We start from the raw sequence: 17,869 nt of genomic DNA, 5'->3' as shown, positions 1-17,869 counted from the left end.
AGGCCGTTTTCATTTAAGCTCATTTGTGGTTTTATTGCTGGTAGGTTGTCTTTATACAACCTCAATTTGTAACCTTCCTTTCCATTTAGGCCTCTTACCCCTACAATCATCGCACCATAGGGGGAAGCATGCATTCACGATTCAAAATACTCGATTCATTTTTGCTAGAGCACCAGATTTACTGGCGTTCAGAGCCTTTTCACCTATGCCAAACTCACGATCAGCCATGGACAGACGTGAACCTTCCACTTGTCGATTGGTTAGATGGTTTGAGTATTGAACGCATTCAAACGCTAAAAGAACAGCCTCAAGTTCTGATTTCGGAACTTATGCGTTTTCTCCCAGAGTTAGGGAATGCCAATCAACACATCCAGTTTGATAATTCGGCTTTAGTTGGGCTTGATCTTCCGCGCGGTACTGCCGATGGTATCCCCGGCAGAAAGCTGCAACAAATTGTCGCGATGGGAGAGGCTTCATTAAAAGAGCATCATGGTAAAGAGTGGCTTGAATGGTGTTCTGGCAAAGGCTTTCTCGGTCGAATCTTATCTCAGCAATCAGATCAAAAGGTCACTAGCTTTGAGTGGCAACAGTCACTGTGTGAAAGCGGGCAAAAGATTGCAGATGACCAGAAACTAGAGATGGACTTTGTTCAAGGTGACGCGTTTTCAAAAGATGCAGATCGGGTGTTTAACTCAAACCAACATGCTGTTGCTCTTCATGCTTGTGGTGACCTTCATGTCGAATTAGTGAAAAAATCTGTTTCACATGGGCTTCCTGCAGTCACCATTTCTCCATGTTGCTACCACCTTATTCGCGATGAAAGCTACCAAGCGATGTCATCCGTTGCGAAAAGCTCAGCATTAACGTTGAGCAAGAGCGACTTAAGAATCCCGCTTCAAGAAACTGTCACTGGTGGTGAAAGAGTAAAAAGACACCGTCAGTTAGAAATGAGTTACCGATTAGGCTTTAGCCAACTACTTAAGGGTGAGCTTGGTGTCGACGAGTACATTCCTGTACCAAGCGTCAAGAAATCGGAGCTATCCGCAGGCTTTGAATCATTTTGTTGCTGGGCATCTGAAGTGAAAGATATATCGCTGGGTTCAGATATTGATTTTGACTCTTATTTAATTCAAGGCGAAGCGCTTTTCTGGGAAATGGAAAAGCTGAGTTTAGTTCAACAAGTCTTTAGAAGACCTTTAGAGGTATGGTTGGCCTTGGATCGTGCCATTTATCTGCAAGAACAGGGTTATCAAGCTTCGATTGAAGAGTTCTGCGAACGTAGTGTAACGCCAAGAAACCTATTGATTCATGGGGTTAAGATCGAGCGCTAGCGGTAAACAGCACTGGTACGTGTTTTTACGATCTAACATCATGAATGCAAAATAAAGTTATAAATACAAAAAAATGATAAATACAAAAAAGCCAGCGCGACATAATGTCGTACTGGCTTTTTGTTTAATGTGTCTGAATTAACTGAACGCTTCAACGAGAAGGTTATTGCGTTCAGTTAGCCATTACATCATTAGTTAAACATCGCGATTGCTTCTGCAGGCGCTACGTATTCTAGGTCAAAGCTTTCTGCAACTTCTTTACAAGTCACTTTACCGTGGATTACGTTTAGACCTTCTAGGAAACCTTCATCAGATAGAAGTGCTTCGCGGTAACCTTTGTTCGCTAGCTTAACAATGTAAGGAAGTGTTGCATTGTTTAGTGCGTAAGTAGAAGTACGAGCAACGGCACCTGGCATGTTAGCAACACAGTAGTGAACTACGTCATCAACGATGTAAGTTGGATCGGCATGAGTTGTCGCGTGTGAAGTTTCGAAACAACCACCTTGGTCGATTGCAACGTCAACAACTGCTGAACCTGGCTTCATCTTAGCGATGTGATCTTTTGTAACAAGTTTAGGAGCGGCTGCGCCTGGGATTAGTACTGCACCAATCACTAGGTCTGCTTCTAGAACATGCTTCTCAATAGCGTCTTCAGTAGAATAAACCACTTTTGCGCGACCTTGGAATTCTTCATCAAGACGACGAAGCGTATCTACGTTGCGATCAAGAATGGTTACGTCTGCACGAAGGCCAACAGCCATACGTGCTGCGTTAGCACCAACAACACCGCCGCCAACAACAACAACTTTTGCTGGCTCAACACCTGGAACGCCGCCAAGAAGAAGACCACAACCACCGTTAGATTTCTCTAGTGTTTGTGCACCTGCTTGAATAGACATGCGACCAGCGACTTCAGACATTGGTGCTAATAGTGGCAAGCGACCCATATTATCTGTTACAGTCTCATAGGCTACGCAGACAGCTTTGCTCTTGATTAGCTCTTCCGTTTGTGGAAAATCTGGTGCAAGGTGTAAATAGGTAAATAATATTTGCCCTTCGCGAAGCATAGCTCGCTCGACAGCTTGAGGTTCTTTAACCTTTACAATCATTTCTGCTTTCGCGAAAACGTCAGCAGCAGTAGGAAGAATGGATGCGCCTACAGCGATGTAATCATCGTCTGAAAAACCGATACCATTACCGGCATTGGTTTCTACAAAAACTTGGTGGCCGTGTGAGATTAGTTCTCTCACGCTAGCTGGGGTCATACCAACGCGGTATTCGTGGTTCTTGATTTCCTTAGGTACGCCAATGATCATCCTGACTCCTCATTTTATTTTGGTTGTTTTATCTATGTGTAGGGTAATTCTGTCGAATTAATATCTAGTATAGATATGTTTAAGTAAAATTTGATACTGAATATTAAAAAGTTGTAGTATATTTTTTTGCAAGGAAGTAATAAGGTGGAATAAAAAATGGCAGACAATTATAAGAAGCCGTCCAAGGAACTAGATCGTATTGACCGCAACATTCTTAATGAGTTGCAAAAAGACGGTCGTATCTCAAACGTTGAACTCTCAAAACGAGTAGGACTTTCTCCAACTCCATGTCTTGAGCGTGTTCGTCGTTTAGAGCGTCAAGGTTACATTACTGGGTACACAGCATTGCTGAACCCACAGTACCTTGATGCTTCACTTTTAGTGTTTGTTGAAATTACGTTGAACCGTGGTGCGCCAGATGTGTTCGAACAATTCAACACCGCTGTGCAGAAACTGGATGACATCCAAGAGTGTCATTTAGTGTCGGGTGATTTTGACTATCTTCTAAAAACACGTGTATCTGATATGGGTGCTTACCGTAAGCTACTGGGTGATACGTTACTTCGTCTACCAGGCGTAAACGACACTCGAACTTACGTTGTAATGGAAGAAGTGAAACAAACCAATCAACTTGTGATTAAAACTCGTTAATCACAATTGGTGAAATGAAAGAAAGCGGACATTTGTTCCGCTTTCTTGCTTTCTGGAATTGGGTTTTTCTGTTTGATATGGTTAAATCAACAGTAGTTTCATTGAAACGAGCGGCTATTGCCGCTCGAGATGTTTTTATCCCGTTTAATTATTAAGTTGGTTTATGTTCAAGCAGAGCAGTAATAAAGTAGAAACAATCATTAAAACGAGTGAAGAGCCTCAGTCTCCTCGTTTAAGTGGTTCTCAACGTCTAAAAGAGTGCAGCCTAATTCTAGGTGTTCTCTTCTCTATTCTACTTGCCGTTGCGTTATTAACTTTTAGCCCTGCTGACCCATCATGGTCGCAAACGGCTTGGGGTGGTGATATTCAAAATGCAGGAGGCTACGTAGGTGCATGGTTGGCGGATACGCTTTTCTTTGTGTTTGGTTCTTTAGCTTATCCTTTACCTATCTTGGTGACGGTTGCTGCGTGGGTATTATTCCGTAAACGTAATGAAGATGAGCAGATCGATTTCATGCTGTGGGGTACTCGTTTACTTGGACTGACTGTCCTTATTCTTACTAGTTGTGGTTTAGCGGATATCAACTTCGATGATATTTGGTACTTTTCATCTGGCGGTGTAGTCGGTGATGTATTAACAAGTCTTGCGCTTCCAACGCTGAACGTTCTGGGCAGTACGTTGGTTCTTCTTTTCTTATGGGGAGCTGGCTTTACCCTATTAACGGGCATTTCCTGGTTAAGTATTGTTGAATGGTTAGGCGAGTGTGCAATCAAATCCTTTACGTCAGCCGTTAATAAGGCGCGCGGCCAAGATCAAGAGCTGCTTGAACCTCAGTTAACAGAATCGGCAGACCGCGATTTAATCGAAGAACGTCATCAAGAGCCGAGTTACCGTTATGTTCCTGCTTTAGAAGATAACAAAGAATCAAAAGAGCATGATCTACTAGATCCTGCGATGAGCTTCTCAGCGACCAATGAGTCTTCAGGCGAGGCTACAAATGCGCTAGACAGTGCCGCGTCGCCGAAGCGCCATTACAATATTCATATGCCTGTCGAGGCGCCAGCGAAGCAAGACGCTTCAGCTCAAGAAGTGTCTGATATTCAACGTCAACCTGAAGTTGAACCTGAGCCGATCCCTGCTGCGCCTGTTTACCAAGCGCCAGAAGAGCCTTTGGAAGAGGGCATTGAGCGCTCGAAGCAGTTGAATGCAACGATAGAGCAGCTAGAGAATGCTGCAATGTATGAAGATGATCTAGCGGCTCAAGAGCAAGTTGACGCACATGAATCTCAGGTTGCGTATCAACAATACATGCAAAACGAACAAGCAGAAGTTAGTCCAACTCATAGTGACTTTGATAGTGCTGAAACAGCAACGGATAGTTCCTCTGAAGTCGAGGGTGAACTCGGTGCAGAAGACGTTCAGCCTGAATCTTTATATGCTTCGCCAGTGGATGAAACAGAAGAAACAATCGAAGACGATTCTTCTGTGCAAGCATCTCCGTTTGATATGGCGGAAGAGCAAGATGAACAAGCTTCAGTGTTCCAACCGGTATCGATTGAAGATGTTAATACTGAGCAACAAGAGCCTTTAGCTGCCCAACAAGGTAATGCGGAGTTTGAGCAAGCTAACGAACAAACTGAAGAGCTTGCTGTTGATCTTCCATGGGAGGAGGTCTCGGAAGATGAGTCTGCGCACCAAGACCAAGATGTAGCAGCATTCCAAAATCTGGTATCTGAAGCGCAAGCGAATATGGCGGCGACACAAAACCCGTTCTTGGTACAGCAAGATGTGAATTTGCCCAAACCTGCCGAGCCATTGCCAACACTTGAGCTGTTGTTCCACCCTGAAAAACGTGAAACCTTTATTGACCGCGATGCACTAGAGGCGATTGCTCGTCTTGTTGAATCGAAGCTAGCGGACTACAAGATAAAGGCAGATGTGGTTGATATCTTCCCTGGCCCTGTCATCACTCGATTCGAACTCGATCTGGCTCCTGGCGTGAAAGTGAGCCGTATTTCTGGTCTTTCTATGGACTTAGCGCGTTCACTTTCTGCATTGGCAGTGCGGGTCGTAGAGGTAATACCGGGTAAACCTTATGTTGGTTTGGAATTGCCGAACATGAGCCGTCAAACCGTATTCTTCTCCGATGTGGTAGGTAGCCCTCAGTTCCAAGAAGCGACGTCACCAACGACCGTTGTTCTAGGACAAGATATTGCAGGTGAAGCGGTTATTGCTGATTTATCGAAGATGCCACACGTACTGGTTGCAGGTACCACCGGTTCTGGTAAGTCGGTGGGTGTGAACGTGATGATCTTGAGTATGCTTTACAAGGCATCGCCTGAAGACGTTCGTTTCATCATGATTGACCCGAAAATGTTGGAATTGTCTATCTATGAAGGTATTCCACATCTATTGTCTGAAGTCGTTACCGACATGAAAGATGCGTCTAACGCCCTTCGTTGGTGTGTTGGCGAAATGGAACGTCGTTATAAACTGATGTCGGCACTTGGTGTTCGTAACATTAAAGGCTACAACGACAAATTGAAGATGGCTGCGGAAGCGGGTCACCCAATTCATGATCCTCTGTGGAAACCGGGCGACAGCATGGACCCTGAAGCACCATTATTGGAAAAACTGCCTTACATCGTAGTTGTCGTCGATGAATTCGCCGATTTAATCATGGTAGTTGGTAAGAAAGTTGAAGAATTGATTGCTCGTTTGGCACAAAAAGCACGTGCGGCGGGTGTTCACTTGATCCTAGCGACTCAGCGCCCGTCAGTGGATGTTATTACGGGTCTTATTAAAGCCAATATCCCGACACGTGTAGCCTTTACTGTATCAACCAAAACGGACTCTCGAACGATTCTTGACCAAGGTGGTGCAGAATCATTATTGGGTATGGGTGATATGTTGTACTTACCACCGGGTTCAAGCCACACAACTCGTGTACACGGTGCGTTTGCATCTGATGATGATGTACACGCGGTCGTGAATAACTGGAAAGCACGTGGTAAGCCAAACTATATTGAAGAGATTACGAACGGCGACCAAACCCCAGAAACACTATTGCCGGGTGAGAAGATGGAAGGCGATGAAGAAGTCGATCCTCTGTTTGATCAAGTTGTCGAACATGTTGTTCATTCACGCCGAGGTTCGGTTTCTGGTGTGCAACGTCGATTTAAGATCGGCTACAACCGTGCCGCACGAATTGTCGAGCAATTAGAAGCTCAAGGTATTGTCAGTGCTCCAGGACATAACGGTAACCGAGAAGTCTTGGCGCCAGCGCCACCAAAAGATTAGTTCCAATAGGAACTCATAACTATTCAGTCGGTCAAAACCAAAACATGACCGACTTATGTTCTAACAGGATTATTGATGAAAAAAGTATTCGCACTTTTATTTATGAGCTTCTCAGTATTTGCTTCTCCGAAAGAAGAGTTGAGTAGCCGCTTGTCGCTGAATGCAGGTTTTAGCGCTGACTTTAAACAAGTTGTCACCAGCCCTGACGGTGATGTTGTGATGGAAGGCGAGGGCACAGTAGAGATTGCACGCCCTAGCTTGTTCCGTTGGGAAACGACTTTCCCTGATGAAAACCTATTGGTCTCTGATGGTCAAAGCTTGTGGTACTACAGTCCGTTCATTGAACAAGTGAGCATTTACTGGCAAGAACAAGCCACATCGCAAACGCCATTTGTATTGCTGACTCGTAACCAAGAAAGCGATTGGGACAACTACAACGTCGCGCAAACGGGTAACCAATTTACGCTAACGCCAACGGCTGTGGACTCTAATCAGGGCGATTTCCAGATTAACATCACCAAGAAAGGCATTGTTCAGGGCTTTAATGTGATTGAACAAGACGGCCAAAAAGGTGAGTTTACCTTTAACAATGTTGACTTAGGTAAACCTGCTGCTGACCGCTTTACTTTTGTGGCGCCGGAAGGTGTCGAGGTCGACGACCAAAGAAACTGATCCAAACTGGCAGATCGTTTGGTAGTAAGTCGATAGGTATTGATGCCATCAACGAATCAAGAGATTGCAATTGAGTAATTACAGCTTAGATTTTGCGGGGGACGAAGATTTTCGTCCCCTTGCTGCTCGTATGAGACCTGAAACTGTTGAACAGTATATTGGTCAGCAGCATATATTAGGTCCAGGTAAACCCCTTCGCAGAGCGTTGGAGGCGGGCCATATCCACTCCATGATTTTATGGGGGCCTCCGGGCACCGGTAAAACCACGCTGGCAGAAGTGGCAGCTAATTACGCCAATGCAGAAGTCGAGCGCGTGTCAGCAGTGACTTCGGGTGTAAAAGACATTCGTATCGCCATTGAAAAAGCGCGTGAGAACAAGCAAGCAGGGCGTAGAACGATTCTATTTGTGGACGAAGTCCATCGCTTTAATAAAAGTCAGCAAGATGCGTTCTTACCTCATATCGAAGATGGCACGGTTACGTTTATCGGCGCGACCACAGAAAACCCTTCTTTTGAGTTAAACAACGCTTTGTTATCACGTGCGCGTGTCTACAAACTGACTTCGCTTAATACTGAGGATATCTCCCTCGTCATTCGCCAAGCCATTGAAGATAAACAGCGTGGCTTGGGTGATGTGTCGGCTGATTTTGCTGATAACGTATTAGATCGTCTTGCGGAGCTGGTCAACGGTGATGCACGTATGTCGCTCAACTATCTAGAGCTGCTGTATGACATGGCGGAAGACAACGACAAAGGCGAGAAAGCGATAACATTGCAGTTGTTAGCTGAGGTGGCTGGTGAGAAGGTTGCTCGTTTCGATAACAAGGGTGATATTTGGTACGACCTAATCTCCGCCGTTCATAAGTCGATTCGAGGCTCTAATCCCGATGCTGCGTTGTATTGGTCGGCGCGAATGATTGCAGCGGGTTGTGACCCTTTGTATATAGTAAGACGCTTGCTGGCGATTGCTTCTGAAGATATTGGTAATGCTGATCCAAGAGCAATGCAGGTCGCAATGTCGGCTTGGGATTGCTTCACGCGTATTGGCCCAGCAGAAGGGGAGCGTGCGATTGCGCAGGCGGTTGTCTATCTAGCGTGTGCGCCAAAGAGTAACGCTGTTTACACGGCTTGGAAGCAAGCCTTAACGGATGCTCACAACCTTCCTGAATATGAAGTCCCTCATCATTTACGTAATGCACCCACAACTTTGATGAAGGACATGGGCTACGGGCAAGAATACCGTTATGCTCATGATGAACCAGGTGCCTACGCCGCTGGAGAAAAGTATTTGCCGCCTGAAATGGGCGAAACACAATACTATTTCCCAACAAAACGAGGCTTAGAGACCAAAATTGGCGAGAAGCTAGATTATCTGGCGGATTTGGACGCAAAAAGCCCACAAAAACGCTATGAAAAGTAGTCTTTTTTGGATATCGTTACCTAGTCATAAAAATTCAATTAAATCGTTACAAATTGGTCGAAATAGCACCAGTTTTAGGGGTTTAGCAGTGATTCAGTAGCAATCTACTGAATATTCAAATAACTAAAGCATAGGATTAGCAATGCTGGATTCTAAATTACTTCGAGCTGAGCTGGATGAAACAGCGGCAAAATTAGCACGTCGAGGCTTCACCCTTGATGTAGAGACAATTCGTGAACTTGAAGAAAAACGTAAGTCCCTTCAGATGAAAACTGAAGAGCTACAAGCGTTACGTAACTCTCGATCGAAGTCCATTGGTCAAGCGAAAGCAAAAGGCGACCATGAAGAAGCTGAGCGTATCCTTGCAGAAGTAGGCAACTTAGGCGCAGAACTAGACCAAGCTAAAGTAACATTGGCTGAGCTTCAATCTGAGCTAGAAACGATCACAATGTCAATACCTAACCTACCTGACGCAGAAGTGCCAGATGGTAAAGATGAAGACGACAACGTAGAAGTTTCTCGTTGGGGTCAACCTAAGACTTACGACTTCGAAGTGAAAGATCACGTGGATCTTGGCGAAATGTCTGGCGGTCTTGATTTTGCTAGCGCAGTTAAAATCTCTGGTTCTCGTTTTATCGTGATGAAAGGCAAATTCGCACGTCTACACCGTGCTATTGCTCAGTTCATGCTGGACCTTCACACTGATGAGCACGGCTACACAGAAATGTACGTACCGTACCTAGTGAACCACGATAGCCTATACGGTACTGGTCAACTTCCTAAGTTCGGCGAAGACTTGTTCCACACAAGCCCGCTAACTGAGCAAGTAAGTGATGTACCGCTTAAGACGTTATCGCTTATCCCTACTGCGGAAGTACCGGTAACGAACATGGTTCGTGACACGATTACTGATGAAGCTGAACTGCCACTTAAGATGACAGCTCACACTCCATGTTTCCGTTCTGAAGCGGGTTCTTACGGTCGTGACACTCGTGGTCTTATCCGTATGCACCAATTCGACAAAGTTGAATTAGTACAAATTACTAAGCCAGAAGACTCAATGGCAGCGCTTGAAGAGCTAACAGGTCACGCTGAGAAAGTACTTCAACTTCTAGAGCTTCCTTACCGTAAAGTGATTCTATGTACGGGTGACATGGGCTTCGGTTCTGCGAAAACTTACGACTTAGAAGTCTGGGTTCCAGCACAAGAGACATACCGTGAAATTTCTTCTTGTTCAAACATGTGGGATTTCCAAGCGCGTCGTATGCAAGCTCGTTTCCGTCGTAAAGGCGAGAAGAAACCTGAACTTGTACACACACTTAACGGTTCTGGTCTTGCTGTTGGTCGTACTATGGTTGCTATTCTTGAGAACAACCAAGAAGCAGATGGCCGTATTGCTATCCCAACAGTACTTCAACCATACATGGGCGGCGTAACGCACATCGGCTAATGCCAATTTTGGTTAATCAAATTTAGATTAATCTGACTTGTTAGAATATTTAAAAGGCTTTGCTGTAATGGCAAAGCCTTTTTTGTATGCGGACGTTGTTTAAATAGAAGCTACATATATGAGAAGGCAGCCTCGGAAGTATTGTTTGCTTGTTTCCAGGCCAAGTCTGCTTGCTTACATGCCAGAAGCGCCTTTCGGTAATAGTTTTGATAGTTGTTTTGTGTCAGCTCATCAATCGTATAAAGCTGTGTGATCACTTCGTCACATTGCTTGATGATGGTTAGCACTTGTTTTGCACCCATTGAATCAGGCCAAATAACAGAGAGCAATTTTATCGTATTCATACATACGTTCTTGATCATCGGACATCGTTTATGAATATCTAAGTAAGCCACAAGCACCTGTTTGTAGTCTGACTTTGCTAGTTTGATGCCGATATTCTTCTCTTTGAGCCAGTTCATTTTTGCGGTGTTGCGATGTTTCATCTCAGTGCACATCGTTATCTGACTTGAAACCACTGTCTCGCTCGCTGTTTTCACTATCAACATGCTGCAACGGTTTTCCGCAATTTTAAACTCGTTTTCACAGCTCATCCTATCCAATAACCATGCATGGTGATAAATCACAGGGAAGGCATCAAAGTCATTCTTATCGTGCAATGCGGTTAGTATAGTGACTGCTTTTTGATATTGGTTAGCTTCCATCGCGATGTGAGCTGCGATAAGTGCTAAGTCAGTTTGAAGCCCTGATCTTGCCTCGGTAGGGATCTTCGAAATTAAGTAATTGACGTGACCCAAATTCGCTTGCTTATCGATGCCATCTGAGGCGCAATAGAGCAAGAATCGTATATGACTTAGCTTCATATATAGGTTGTCTCGAAAGGTGTCCTTATTGATTTGCACATGGTTTTGGTAGTGGAATAGCGCTGTTTTAGTATCATTAACCGATAAGCATAGATTTGCGATTGCAAGCTCTCTCTCAGAGTTACCTGGTGTTAGTTTACTCGCTAACTTGAAGTGAGCAATGGCTGCCGGAACCTTATTGCTGATCAGGTTTACTTGAGCTGCTTGGTCTCGATACAAAGTGCAGGTTGGCGCAGAATTGATCAAACTTTCAATCATCGACTGTGCTTCGCTAAGCTGCCCCAAATTCGCAAGGCTGTTTGCTAATCCTGCTTGAGCCCAATCAAAACTGCCTTCATCTATCGCTTTCTGATAGACATTCTTGGCTTCCTCGTAGAGCTCTAGTTTTGATAGAAAGCTCCCTCGAAATTGCTGGATTGTTGCGAAGTATTCGGGATGAAACGCGGCAAGCCCTTCGCAATGCTCTAGGCCCGCTTCATAGTTATTTTCTCTCTCAGCCTTATAAATGTCTTGTAAAATCAGCTTCTTCCTTAAGGAACTGGTGATGCGCTGTTTTAGAGTTTCGCGGTTAAACGGTTTTAACAAATAGTTGTCAGGTCGTAGTTCAAGGATAGGGCGTATCGATAGAGCTGAATTTTCACCTGTAACAAGAATAAATATTCCGTCATCTTTTAATCTGTTGGCTTGCTTCAATTCTTCAAATAGCTGTTTGCCGTTGATCGTGTTACCAAAGTTATAATCACAAATGATGACATCAAAAGTTGTGTCATTCGTGATGGTCATTGCAACACGAGGTGATTTCGCAATGGCAATCAAACGTTCTGAAAAACCAATATGAACCAGCATGTTACGAATAGTTGATAACACTATCGTTGAGTCATCAATGATAAGTGAATTTAGTTGGGTTAATTTCATGCTTACTTTAAATTATTTACTGACGTGAATTACGTAGCTATTGCGGATTGTCTTGATGTTTTGCACGACCGACAAAACAAGAAGCGTTAGGTTTCTACGAAGTTGATATAAGCCTTCGCTAGAATTGGATTCTTTGTTTGCGAATATTTTTATCTAATAGGAGTTAAAAATATTGGCTAATTTGATTTTGAGATGGACTCGAATAAGGAAGGTCATTCATTATATTCAGTACCAAAATGGCGCGTATTTTATGACGGCTTTTTACCCGATAGGTAACACTCTTTTGCTAATTATTTTTCTGGAAAGGATTAAATTTATTTGTGGGGTTTTCGAGTTCAAATCAAAGATAAAACAATGGCTTGGGGTGTATTTGCTGTCTGGTTTTTCACGTGAAGGATAAGCCGCCGTTAGTATTTTATGGGCGGCTACCGGTTTTTTAAATGATGTTTGTTAAATCAATTTGACTTGAAGCAAGCTGATTGTTGTAGAGCTTTATCAATGGCTGAAACAAGTTTCTCGATATGCGCAGGTTCGCTGATAAATGGAGGCATCATATAAATCAATTTGCCAAAAGGACGGATCCAAACGCCTTGCTCTACAAAGTGCGCTTGGATGGTTTCCATATCGACTGGTGTGTGGGTTTCAACAACGCCAATAGCGCCCAGCCAACGGACGTCTTTGACAAGATCATGCTCTCGCAACGGTGGTAGCAACTCAGAGAAAAGCTGTTCGATCTGTTGAGTTTTATTTTTCCAATGACCTTGCTCGATGATGGATAAACTTGCCGCACCGACTGCGCAAGCTAATGGATTACCCATGAATGTTGGCCCGTGCATAAAGCAGCCCGCTTCACCGCCACATACCGTGTCAGCAACTTCTTTACTCGCCAGCGTCGCTGACAATGTCATATAGCCACCAGTTAAAGCCTTGCCTACGCATAAGATGTCCGGTTTGACATCGGCATGCTCACAAGCGAACAGTTTCCCTGTGCGGCCAAATCCGGTCGCAATCTCATCCAAGATCAGTAATACATTGAATTCATCACACAGTAAGCGAACCTGTTTTAGGAACTCAGGATGGTAGATGCGCATGCCGCCAGCCCCTTGCACGATAGGCTCTAAGATCACGGCTGCGACTTCTTGATGGTGTGCTGCCAGCTTTTCTCGAAAGCTGTTTATGTCGTTAGCGTCCCATTGTTCCCAAAAACCTGTTTTTGGAGAATCAGCGAAAATGTGTTCAGGCAAAAAGCCTTTGTAGAGGCTGTGCATCGAGTTGTCAGGGTCGGTCACTGACATCGCCGCAAAGGTATCACCGTGGTAACCATCTCTTAGTGTGAGGAACTTTGAACGAGGTTGTCCTTTAGCGTGCCAATATTGCAGTGCCATCTTGAGACTAACCTCTACGGCTACTGAACCTGAATCGGCCAAAAATACATGCTCAAGATTACTTGGCGCGAGATTCAAAAGCTTCTTACATAGATCGATAGCGGGCTGGTGAGTGATACCACCAAACATAACGTGTGAAACCTTATCGATTTGACTGTGAGCTGCAGCATTTAGCTCTGGGTGATTGTAGCCGTGGATGGTTGACCACCAAGATGACATACCATCAATAATTCGTTTTCCGCCTTCTAATTCTAGGTAAACACCGTCTGCGTTGGTGACTGGATAGCAGGTCAGAGGTGTTAACGTTGATGTGTAGGGATGCCAGATATGCTGGCGATCAAAGGCGAGATCCATAGTAACTTCCATTCTTGGTGTGATTAAAAAATAACCAGATGTAAACTTTTGATATTATCAATATGTTGACAGTCTAAAGCTTGTCGGTAGACTAGCCAAGCATAAATGCAATCTCTATTGATAGAGATGAAACATCAAATAATAAAAAAGGATCGACACGTGGAAGTTCGTCATGACTGGACAGTTGCTGAAGTAACAGCGCTGCTTGAAAAACCGTTTATGGATTTAATGTTTGAAGCTCAAGTGGTTCATAGACAGTACCAAGAGCACAACCACGTGCAGGTGAGTACGCTTCTATCAATTAAGACTGGTGCTTGTCCTGAAGACTGTAAGTACTGTCCTCAAAGTGCTCACTACCGAACGGATGTCGACAAAGAACGCCTAATGGAAGTCGAGCGTGTTTTGGATGCGGCACAAAAAGCCAAGAACGCAGGCTCGACTCGTTTCTGTATGGGCGCGGCGTGGAAAAACCCGAAAGAACGCGATATGCCTCACCTGACTGATATGATCAAAGGTGTGAAAGGTATGGGTCTAGAAACTTGTATGACGCTAGGTATGTTAACGCCAGATCAAGCCGGCGAGTTAGCGGATGCAGGTTTGGATTACTACAACCACAACCTTGATACGTCTCCTGAGTTCTACGGCAGCATCATCACCACTCGTACTTACCAAGATCGTTTAGATACGTTATCTCACGTGCGCGATGCCGGTATGAAGATCTGTTCTGGTGGCATTATTGGTATGGGCGAAAGTACCAATGACCGTGCAGGTCTGCTGGTAGAGCTAGCGAACCTTCCTGTACACCCTGAGAGTGTGCCAATCAATATGCTCGTAAAAGTGAAAGGCACACCGATGGAAAACGTCGATGATGTTGAATCTTTTGACTTCATTAAGTTGATTGCGATTGCTCGTATCATGATGCCAATGTCAGCGGTTCGTCTATCTGCAGGTCGCGAGAATATGAATGAACAGATGCAGGCGATGTGCTTCATGGCTGGCGCGAACTCTATCTTCTACGGTTGTAAGCTACTGACTACGCCAAACCCAGATGAAGACACGGACATGCAGCTGTTTAAGAAGTTAGGCATCAACAGCCAACAAGTGGCTCAGAAGCCTGATGAAATTCAAGAAAACGAACTGTTAGATCAAGTGGTGGAGCGCGTTGCTGCTCGTCCAACGAAAGATGACATGTTCTACGATGCCACTGTTTAAATCGCGCATCAAAAGTGCCCTTGCTCATCGCTGTGAGCAAGGGTTAACTCGTCAACTTAAGGTACTCGAAAACAGCAATAGCCCTTTGCTTACTAGTGAAGGTTCTAACTTCATTAATTTTTCGAGTAATGACTATTTAGGTTTGGCAAACGACCCTGAACTGGTCGATGCATGGCAAACCGGACTTTCCCAATATGGTGCCGGCAGTGCGGCATCGCCATTGGTCACGGGTTTTAGTCCTGCTCATCAAAATTTAGAAGCTCAGCTGTGTGAATGGTTGGGCTTTGAGCGTGCCATTCTCTTTAGTTCTGGTTTCAGTGCGAACCAAGCCTTGTTATTTTCTCTGCTCGAAAAAGACGACACTCTGCTGCAAGACAAGCTTAATCACGCCTCTTTGATGGAAGCGGGGATGCTTTCTCCTGCAACCATGAAACGCTTTAAGCACAACGACACGCAGCATCTAGAGTCGTTATTAGGTCGGTCTCCACAATCGTTAGTCGTGACTGAAGGTGTGTTTAGCATGGATGGCGACCAAGCGCCTCTCAGCCAGATATCTAGCCTGACTAATCAATACGACAGTTGGTTGGTGGTTGATGATGCCCACGGTATTGGCGTATTAGGTGATAACGGGGCAGGGAGTTGCAACGCCGCACAAATCTCACCTGATATCTTGGTGGTGACCTTTGGTAAAGCATTTGGCCTTTCTGGTGCTGCGATTCTTTGTTCGTCAGAAGTGGGTGATTACTTAACTCAGTTTGCGCGTCATCATGTGTATTCGACGGCAATGCCACCTTCACAAGCGGTGGCTTTGTCTCATGCATGCCAGATGATTCAAACGCAAGAGTGGCGTCGTGAGAAATTCACGGAGTTAGGCGCTCTCTATGCAGAGCAGATGAATGATGTGAAAGGTTTTATTGATACTCAGACGCCGATCAAGCCATTTTTAATCGGCGAAGCCCAAGCAGCACTATCTATTGCTGAAGAGTTAAAGCGCAACCAAGTTTGGGTAACGGCAATAAGGCCACCAACGGTGCCTATTGGGACTGCTCGTTTGCGTATTACCTTAACGGCGAACCACAGTCAGAAACAGATTTTTCAGTTAACCAATTCTCTGCTTCAAGCAATGGAGCGACACGACGAATTAAATATCAAACCAAGCTTAGAATCGAACTTTGAATTAAAGAAAGAGGCTCAGTAAATGTCACAAGAAGCAGTAGTGGATAATTACGTAAGCCAAGATAAGAGTGCGATTGCCGAAGCCTTTGGCAAAGCAGCGACAACCTATGACAAACACGCTGAGTTTCAGCGCGATGTTGGCCACCGACTCCTAGACAAGCTACCGAGAGACCTCTCTGGCTTAAAGGTGCTCGATTTAGGTTGTGGTACTGGCTACTTCTCTGAGCAGATGGTAAAGCGTGGTGCTGAAGTGGTGTGTGCTGATCTTTCTGTTGGAATGCTGCAAAAAGCCGAACAGCGCTGTGGCGCAATGGTCTCTTTATATCGACAAGCTGATGCCGAGCTATTGCCATTCGAAGATGGGGCTTTTGATATTGTTTTCTCTAGCCTTGCGTTGCAATGGTGTGACGATTTATCGTCGCCTTTGAGAGAGATGAAGCGTGTTACAGCGGTTGGTGGCCGTGTTATTTTTTCAACTTTGCTTGATGGATCACTGTTTGAACTGAAGAAGTCGTGGTCCAAAATTGACGCACATCAACACGTTAACCATTTTATTACAATCAATCAGGTAAAAATTGCGTTAGCGCAATCTAGCTGTACGGCTCATCAACTAGACTTGCCCACCATCACCGTTTGGTACGACACTGCGTTTGAACTGATGCGCGACCTTAAAGGTATCGGCGCTAATCACGTAAGTGGTCGCTCACAAGGTTTAACAAGTCGCCGCATGTTGCAGCTTGTTGAACGGGAATATCGAGAGTTTAAAAACCATCAAGGTTTCTTACCAGCAACATATCAAGTTTGTTTAGGGGTTATTCAATTATGATTGATGCATTATTCATTGCAGGTACGGATACCGAAGTGGGAAAAACTGTGGTTTCAAAAGCGATTCTTCAAGCTTTAGCCGCACAAGAGTTATCAACAATAGGCTACAAGCCAGTTGCCGCAGGGTGTGAACAATCCCCTGAGGGATTACGTAATAGTGATGCACTGCATCTTCAAGAAGCTGCGACGCAAGATATCGCCTACGAAGACGTTAACCCGTATGCGCTGTTGCTACCATCATCACCACACATTGCAGCAAAGCATGATGGTGTGGTGATTGATGAAACCGTATTATCAGCTAAGTTGGCAGAGCATAAGCAAAACTCTGACATCGTGTTAGTTGAAGGTGCTGGTGGTTGGCGTGTACCGGTTTCTGATGAAGAATATTTGTCTAGCTGGGTCAAAAAAGAGCAGCTTCCAGTGGTATTGACGGTCGGTATTAAGCTTGGCTGTTTGAGTCATGCACTACTAACCGCAGAAGTGATTCGTGCTGATGGACTGAACCTAGTGGGTTGGGTTGCAAACCGCATTAACCCAGGTACTGAACATTACGCTGAAATTATAGCGATGCTTGAAGATAAGCTAGGTGCACCGAAGTTAGGTGAAATTCCGTATGTGCCAAGAGCAAAGTCTAAGAACATTGGTAAGTACATTGATGTGCAGCCTTTGCTTGCGCTTTAATTCTCACCTTGTGTACTAAATAAGAAAAGGGCTGCGATTGCAGCCCTTTTGCTATGTTAAGCCTTTTGGCCATGAGTTTATAAACAACTGGCCTTTGAACAAGTCGCTATGGGTTAGTGTTCTTTTGTAAGTCCCATTAGTGCTTGTTGTGTTTCTGTGATTTTTGTCTGTGCCGCTTGCGGTGTTAGGATCCCAATCTGCTTTTTTGCTTCTTCTTCAGTAATCCCTAGGTGACAGCACAGTAAATCGATAGCCATTTGAGTGTTAGTACCTTCAACCATGATTCTTCCCTTTTTGTACATGGACTAGCCAATAAA

Annotated in this window: 14 protein-coding genes; 10 read left to right on the top strand and 4 right to left on the bottom strand. The window is 44.7% G+C overall.

Annotated features, from left to right (window positions below):
- Positions 1–128: 128 nt before the first annotated feature.
- On the top strand, positions 129–1,331 hold the full coding sequence (locus tag ACED60_RS08490) for a methyltransferase (RefSeq protein ID WP_371727315.1): 1,203 nt from the start codon (positions 129–131) through the stop codon (positions 1,329–1,331).
- Positions 1,332–1,522: 191 nt separating this feature from the next.
- On the opposite strand, the gene ald is transcribed toward ACED60_RS08490, so the two are convergent.
- Complete coding sequence (ald, locus tag ACED60_RS08485; protein ID WP_012604392.1) at positions 1,523–2,647, bottom strand: alanine dehydrogenase; 1,125 nt, start codon at positions 2,645–2,647, stop codon at positions 1,523–1,525.
- A 156-nt stretch (positions 2,648–2,803) separates the two neighbouring features.
- Between ald and lrp the strand changes: the two genes are divergently transcribed.
- From lrp to serS, 5 genes are all read left to right on the top strand, one after another.
- Entirely contained in the window at positions 2,804–3,298 is a 495-nt protein-coding gene (lrp, locus tag ACED60_RS08480; protein WP_004734558.1) for a leucine-responsive transcriptional regulator Lrp, read from the top strand.
- 163 nt (positions 3,299–3,461) lie between these two features.
- The gene (locus ACED60_RS08475; RefSeq protein ID WP_371727314.1) at positions 3,462–6,599 is read left to right on the top strand and encodes a DNA translocase FtsK 4TM domain-containing protein; all 3,138 of its coding nucleotides are present in this window, start codon (positions 3,462–3,464) and stop codon (positions 6,597–6,599) included.
- 75 nt (positions 6,600–6,674) lie between these two features.
- Entirely contained in the window at positions 6,675–7,271 is a 597-nt protein-coding gene (gene lolA / locus ACED60_RS08470; protein ID WP_371709126.1) for an outer membrane lipoprotein chaperone LolA, read from the top strand.
- A 64-nt stretch (positions 7,272–7,335) separates the two neighbouring features.
- The gene (locus tag ACED60_RS08465; protein ID WP_017098146.1) at positions 7,336–8,691 is read left to right on the top strand and encodes a replication-associated recombination protein A; all 1,356 of its coding nucleotides are present in this window, start codon (positions 7,336–7,338) and stop codon (positions 8,689–8,691) included.
- Positions 8,692–8,833: 142 nt separating this feature from the next.
- On the top strand, positions 8,834–10,141 hold the full coding sequence (gene serS / locus ACED60_RS08460) for a serine--tRNA ligase (RefSeq protein WP_004734554.1): 1,308 nt from the start codon (positions 8,834–8,836) through the stop codon (positions 10,139–10,141).
- A gap of 110 nt (positions 10,142–10,251) precedes the next feature.
- Here serS and ACED60_RS08455 read toward each other — a convergent pair whose 3' ends face one another.
- Both ACED60_RS08455 and bioA read right to left on the bottom strand, forming a co-directional pair.
- Entirely contained in the window at positions 10,252–11,919 is a 1,668-nt protein-coding gene (locus ACED60_RS08455) for a response regulator (protein ID WP_371727313.1), read from the bottom strand.
- Between the two features lie 455 nt (positions 11,920–12,374).
- Complete coding sequence (gene bioA, locus ACED60_RS08450; protein WP_371727311.1) at positions 12,375–13,658, bottom strand: adenosylmethionine--8-amino-7-oxononanoate transaminase; 1,284 nt, start codon at positions 13,656–13,658, stop codon at positions 12,375–12,377.
- A 159-nt stretch (positions 13,659–13,817) separates the two neighbouring features.
- On the opposite strand from bioA, the gene bioB reads away from it, so the two are divergent.
- The 4 genes from bioB to bioD are packed head-to-tail and all read left to right on the top strand — an operon-like array spanning position 13,818 to position 17,552.
- The gene (gene bioB / locus ACED60_RS08445; protein ID WP_016792500.1) at positions 13,818–14,870 is read left to right on the top strand and encodes a biotin synthase BioB; all 1,053 of its coding nucleotides are present in this window, start codon (positions 13,818–13,820) and stop codon (positions 14,868–14,870) included.
- Positions 14,857–16,068 carry an 8-amino-7-oxononanoate synthase gene (gene bioF, locus ACED60_RS08440; RefSeq protein ID WP_371727310.1) on the top strand — a complete coding sequence of 404 codons (1,212 nt, stop codon included), beginning with the start codon at positions 14,857–14,859 and terminating at the stop codon, positions 16,066–16,068. Before bioB ends, bioF begins: the two co-directional genes overlap by 14 nt.
- Entirely contained in the window at positions 16,069–16,872 is an 804-nt protein-coding gene (bioC, locus tag ACED60_RS08435; RefSeq protein WP_135381593.1) for a malonyl-ACP O-methyltransferase BioC, read from the top strand. It abuts the gene before it with no gap.
- A complete protein-coding gene (gene bioD, locus ACED60_RS08430; protein ID WP_135381592.1) occupies positions 16,869–17,552 on the top strand; it encodes a dethiobiotin synthase in 684 nt (227 codons plus the stop codon). The genes bioC and bioD overlap by 4 nt, the downstream gene beginning before the upstream one ends.
- A gap of 113 nt (positions 17,553–17,665) precedes the next feature.
- Here bioD and ACED60_RS08425 read toward each other — a convergent pair whose 3' ends face one another.
- Positions 17,666–17,833 (bottom strand): hypothetical protein, encoded by a 168-nt coding sequence (locus tag ACED60_RS08425; protein ID WP_009848816.1) that lies wholly within the window; start codon positions 17,831–17,833, stop codon positions 17,666–17,668.
- Positions 17,834–17,869 lie beyond the last annotated feature (36 nt).

This window comes from Vibrio sp. 1F279 (genome assembly GCF_041439815.1).
Lineage (GTDB): Bacteria > Pseudomonadota > Gammaproteobacteria > Enterobacterales > Vibrionaceae > Vibrio > Vibrio tasmaniensis_A.
The sequence above is the reverse complement of the archived record's forward strand: the minus strand, read 5'-3'. Positions and strand labels throughout refer to the sequence as shown.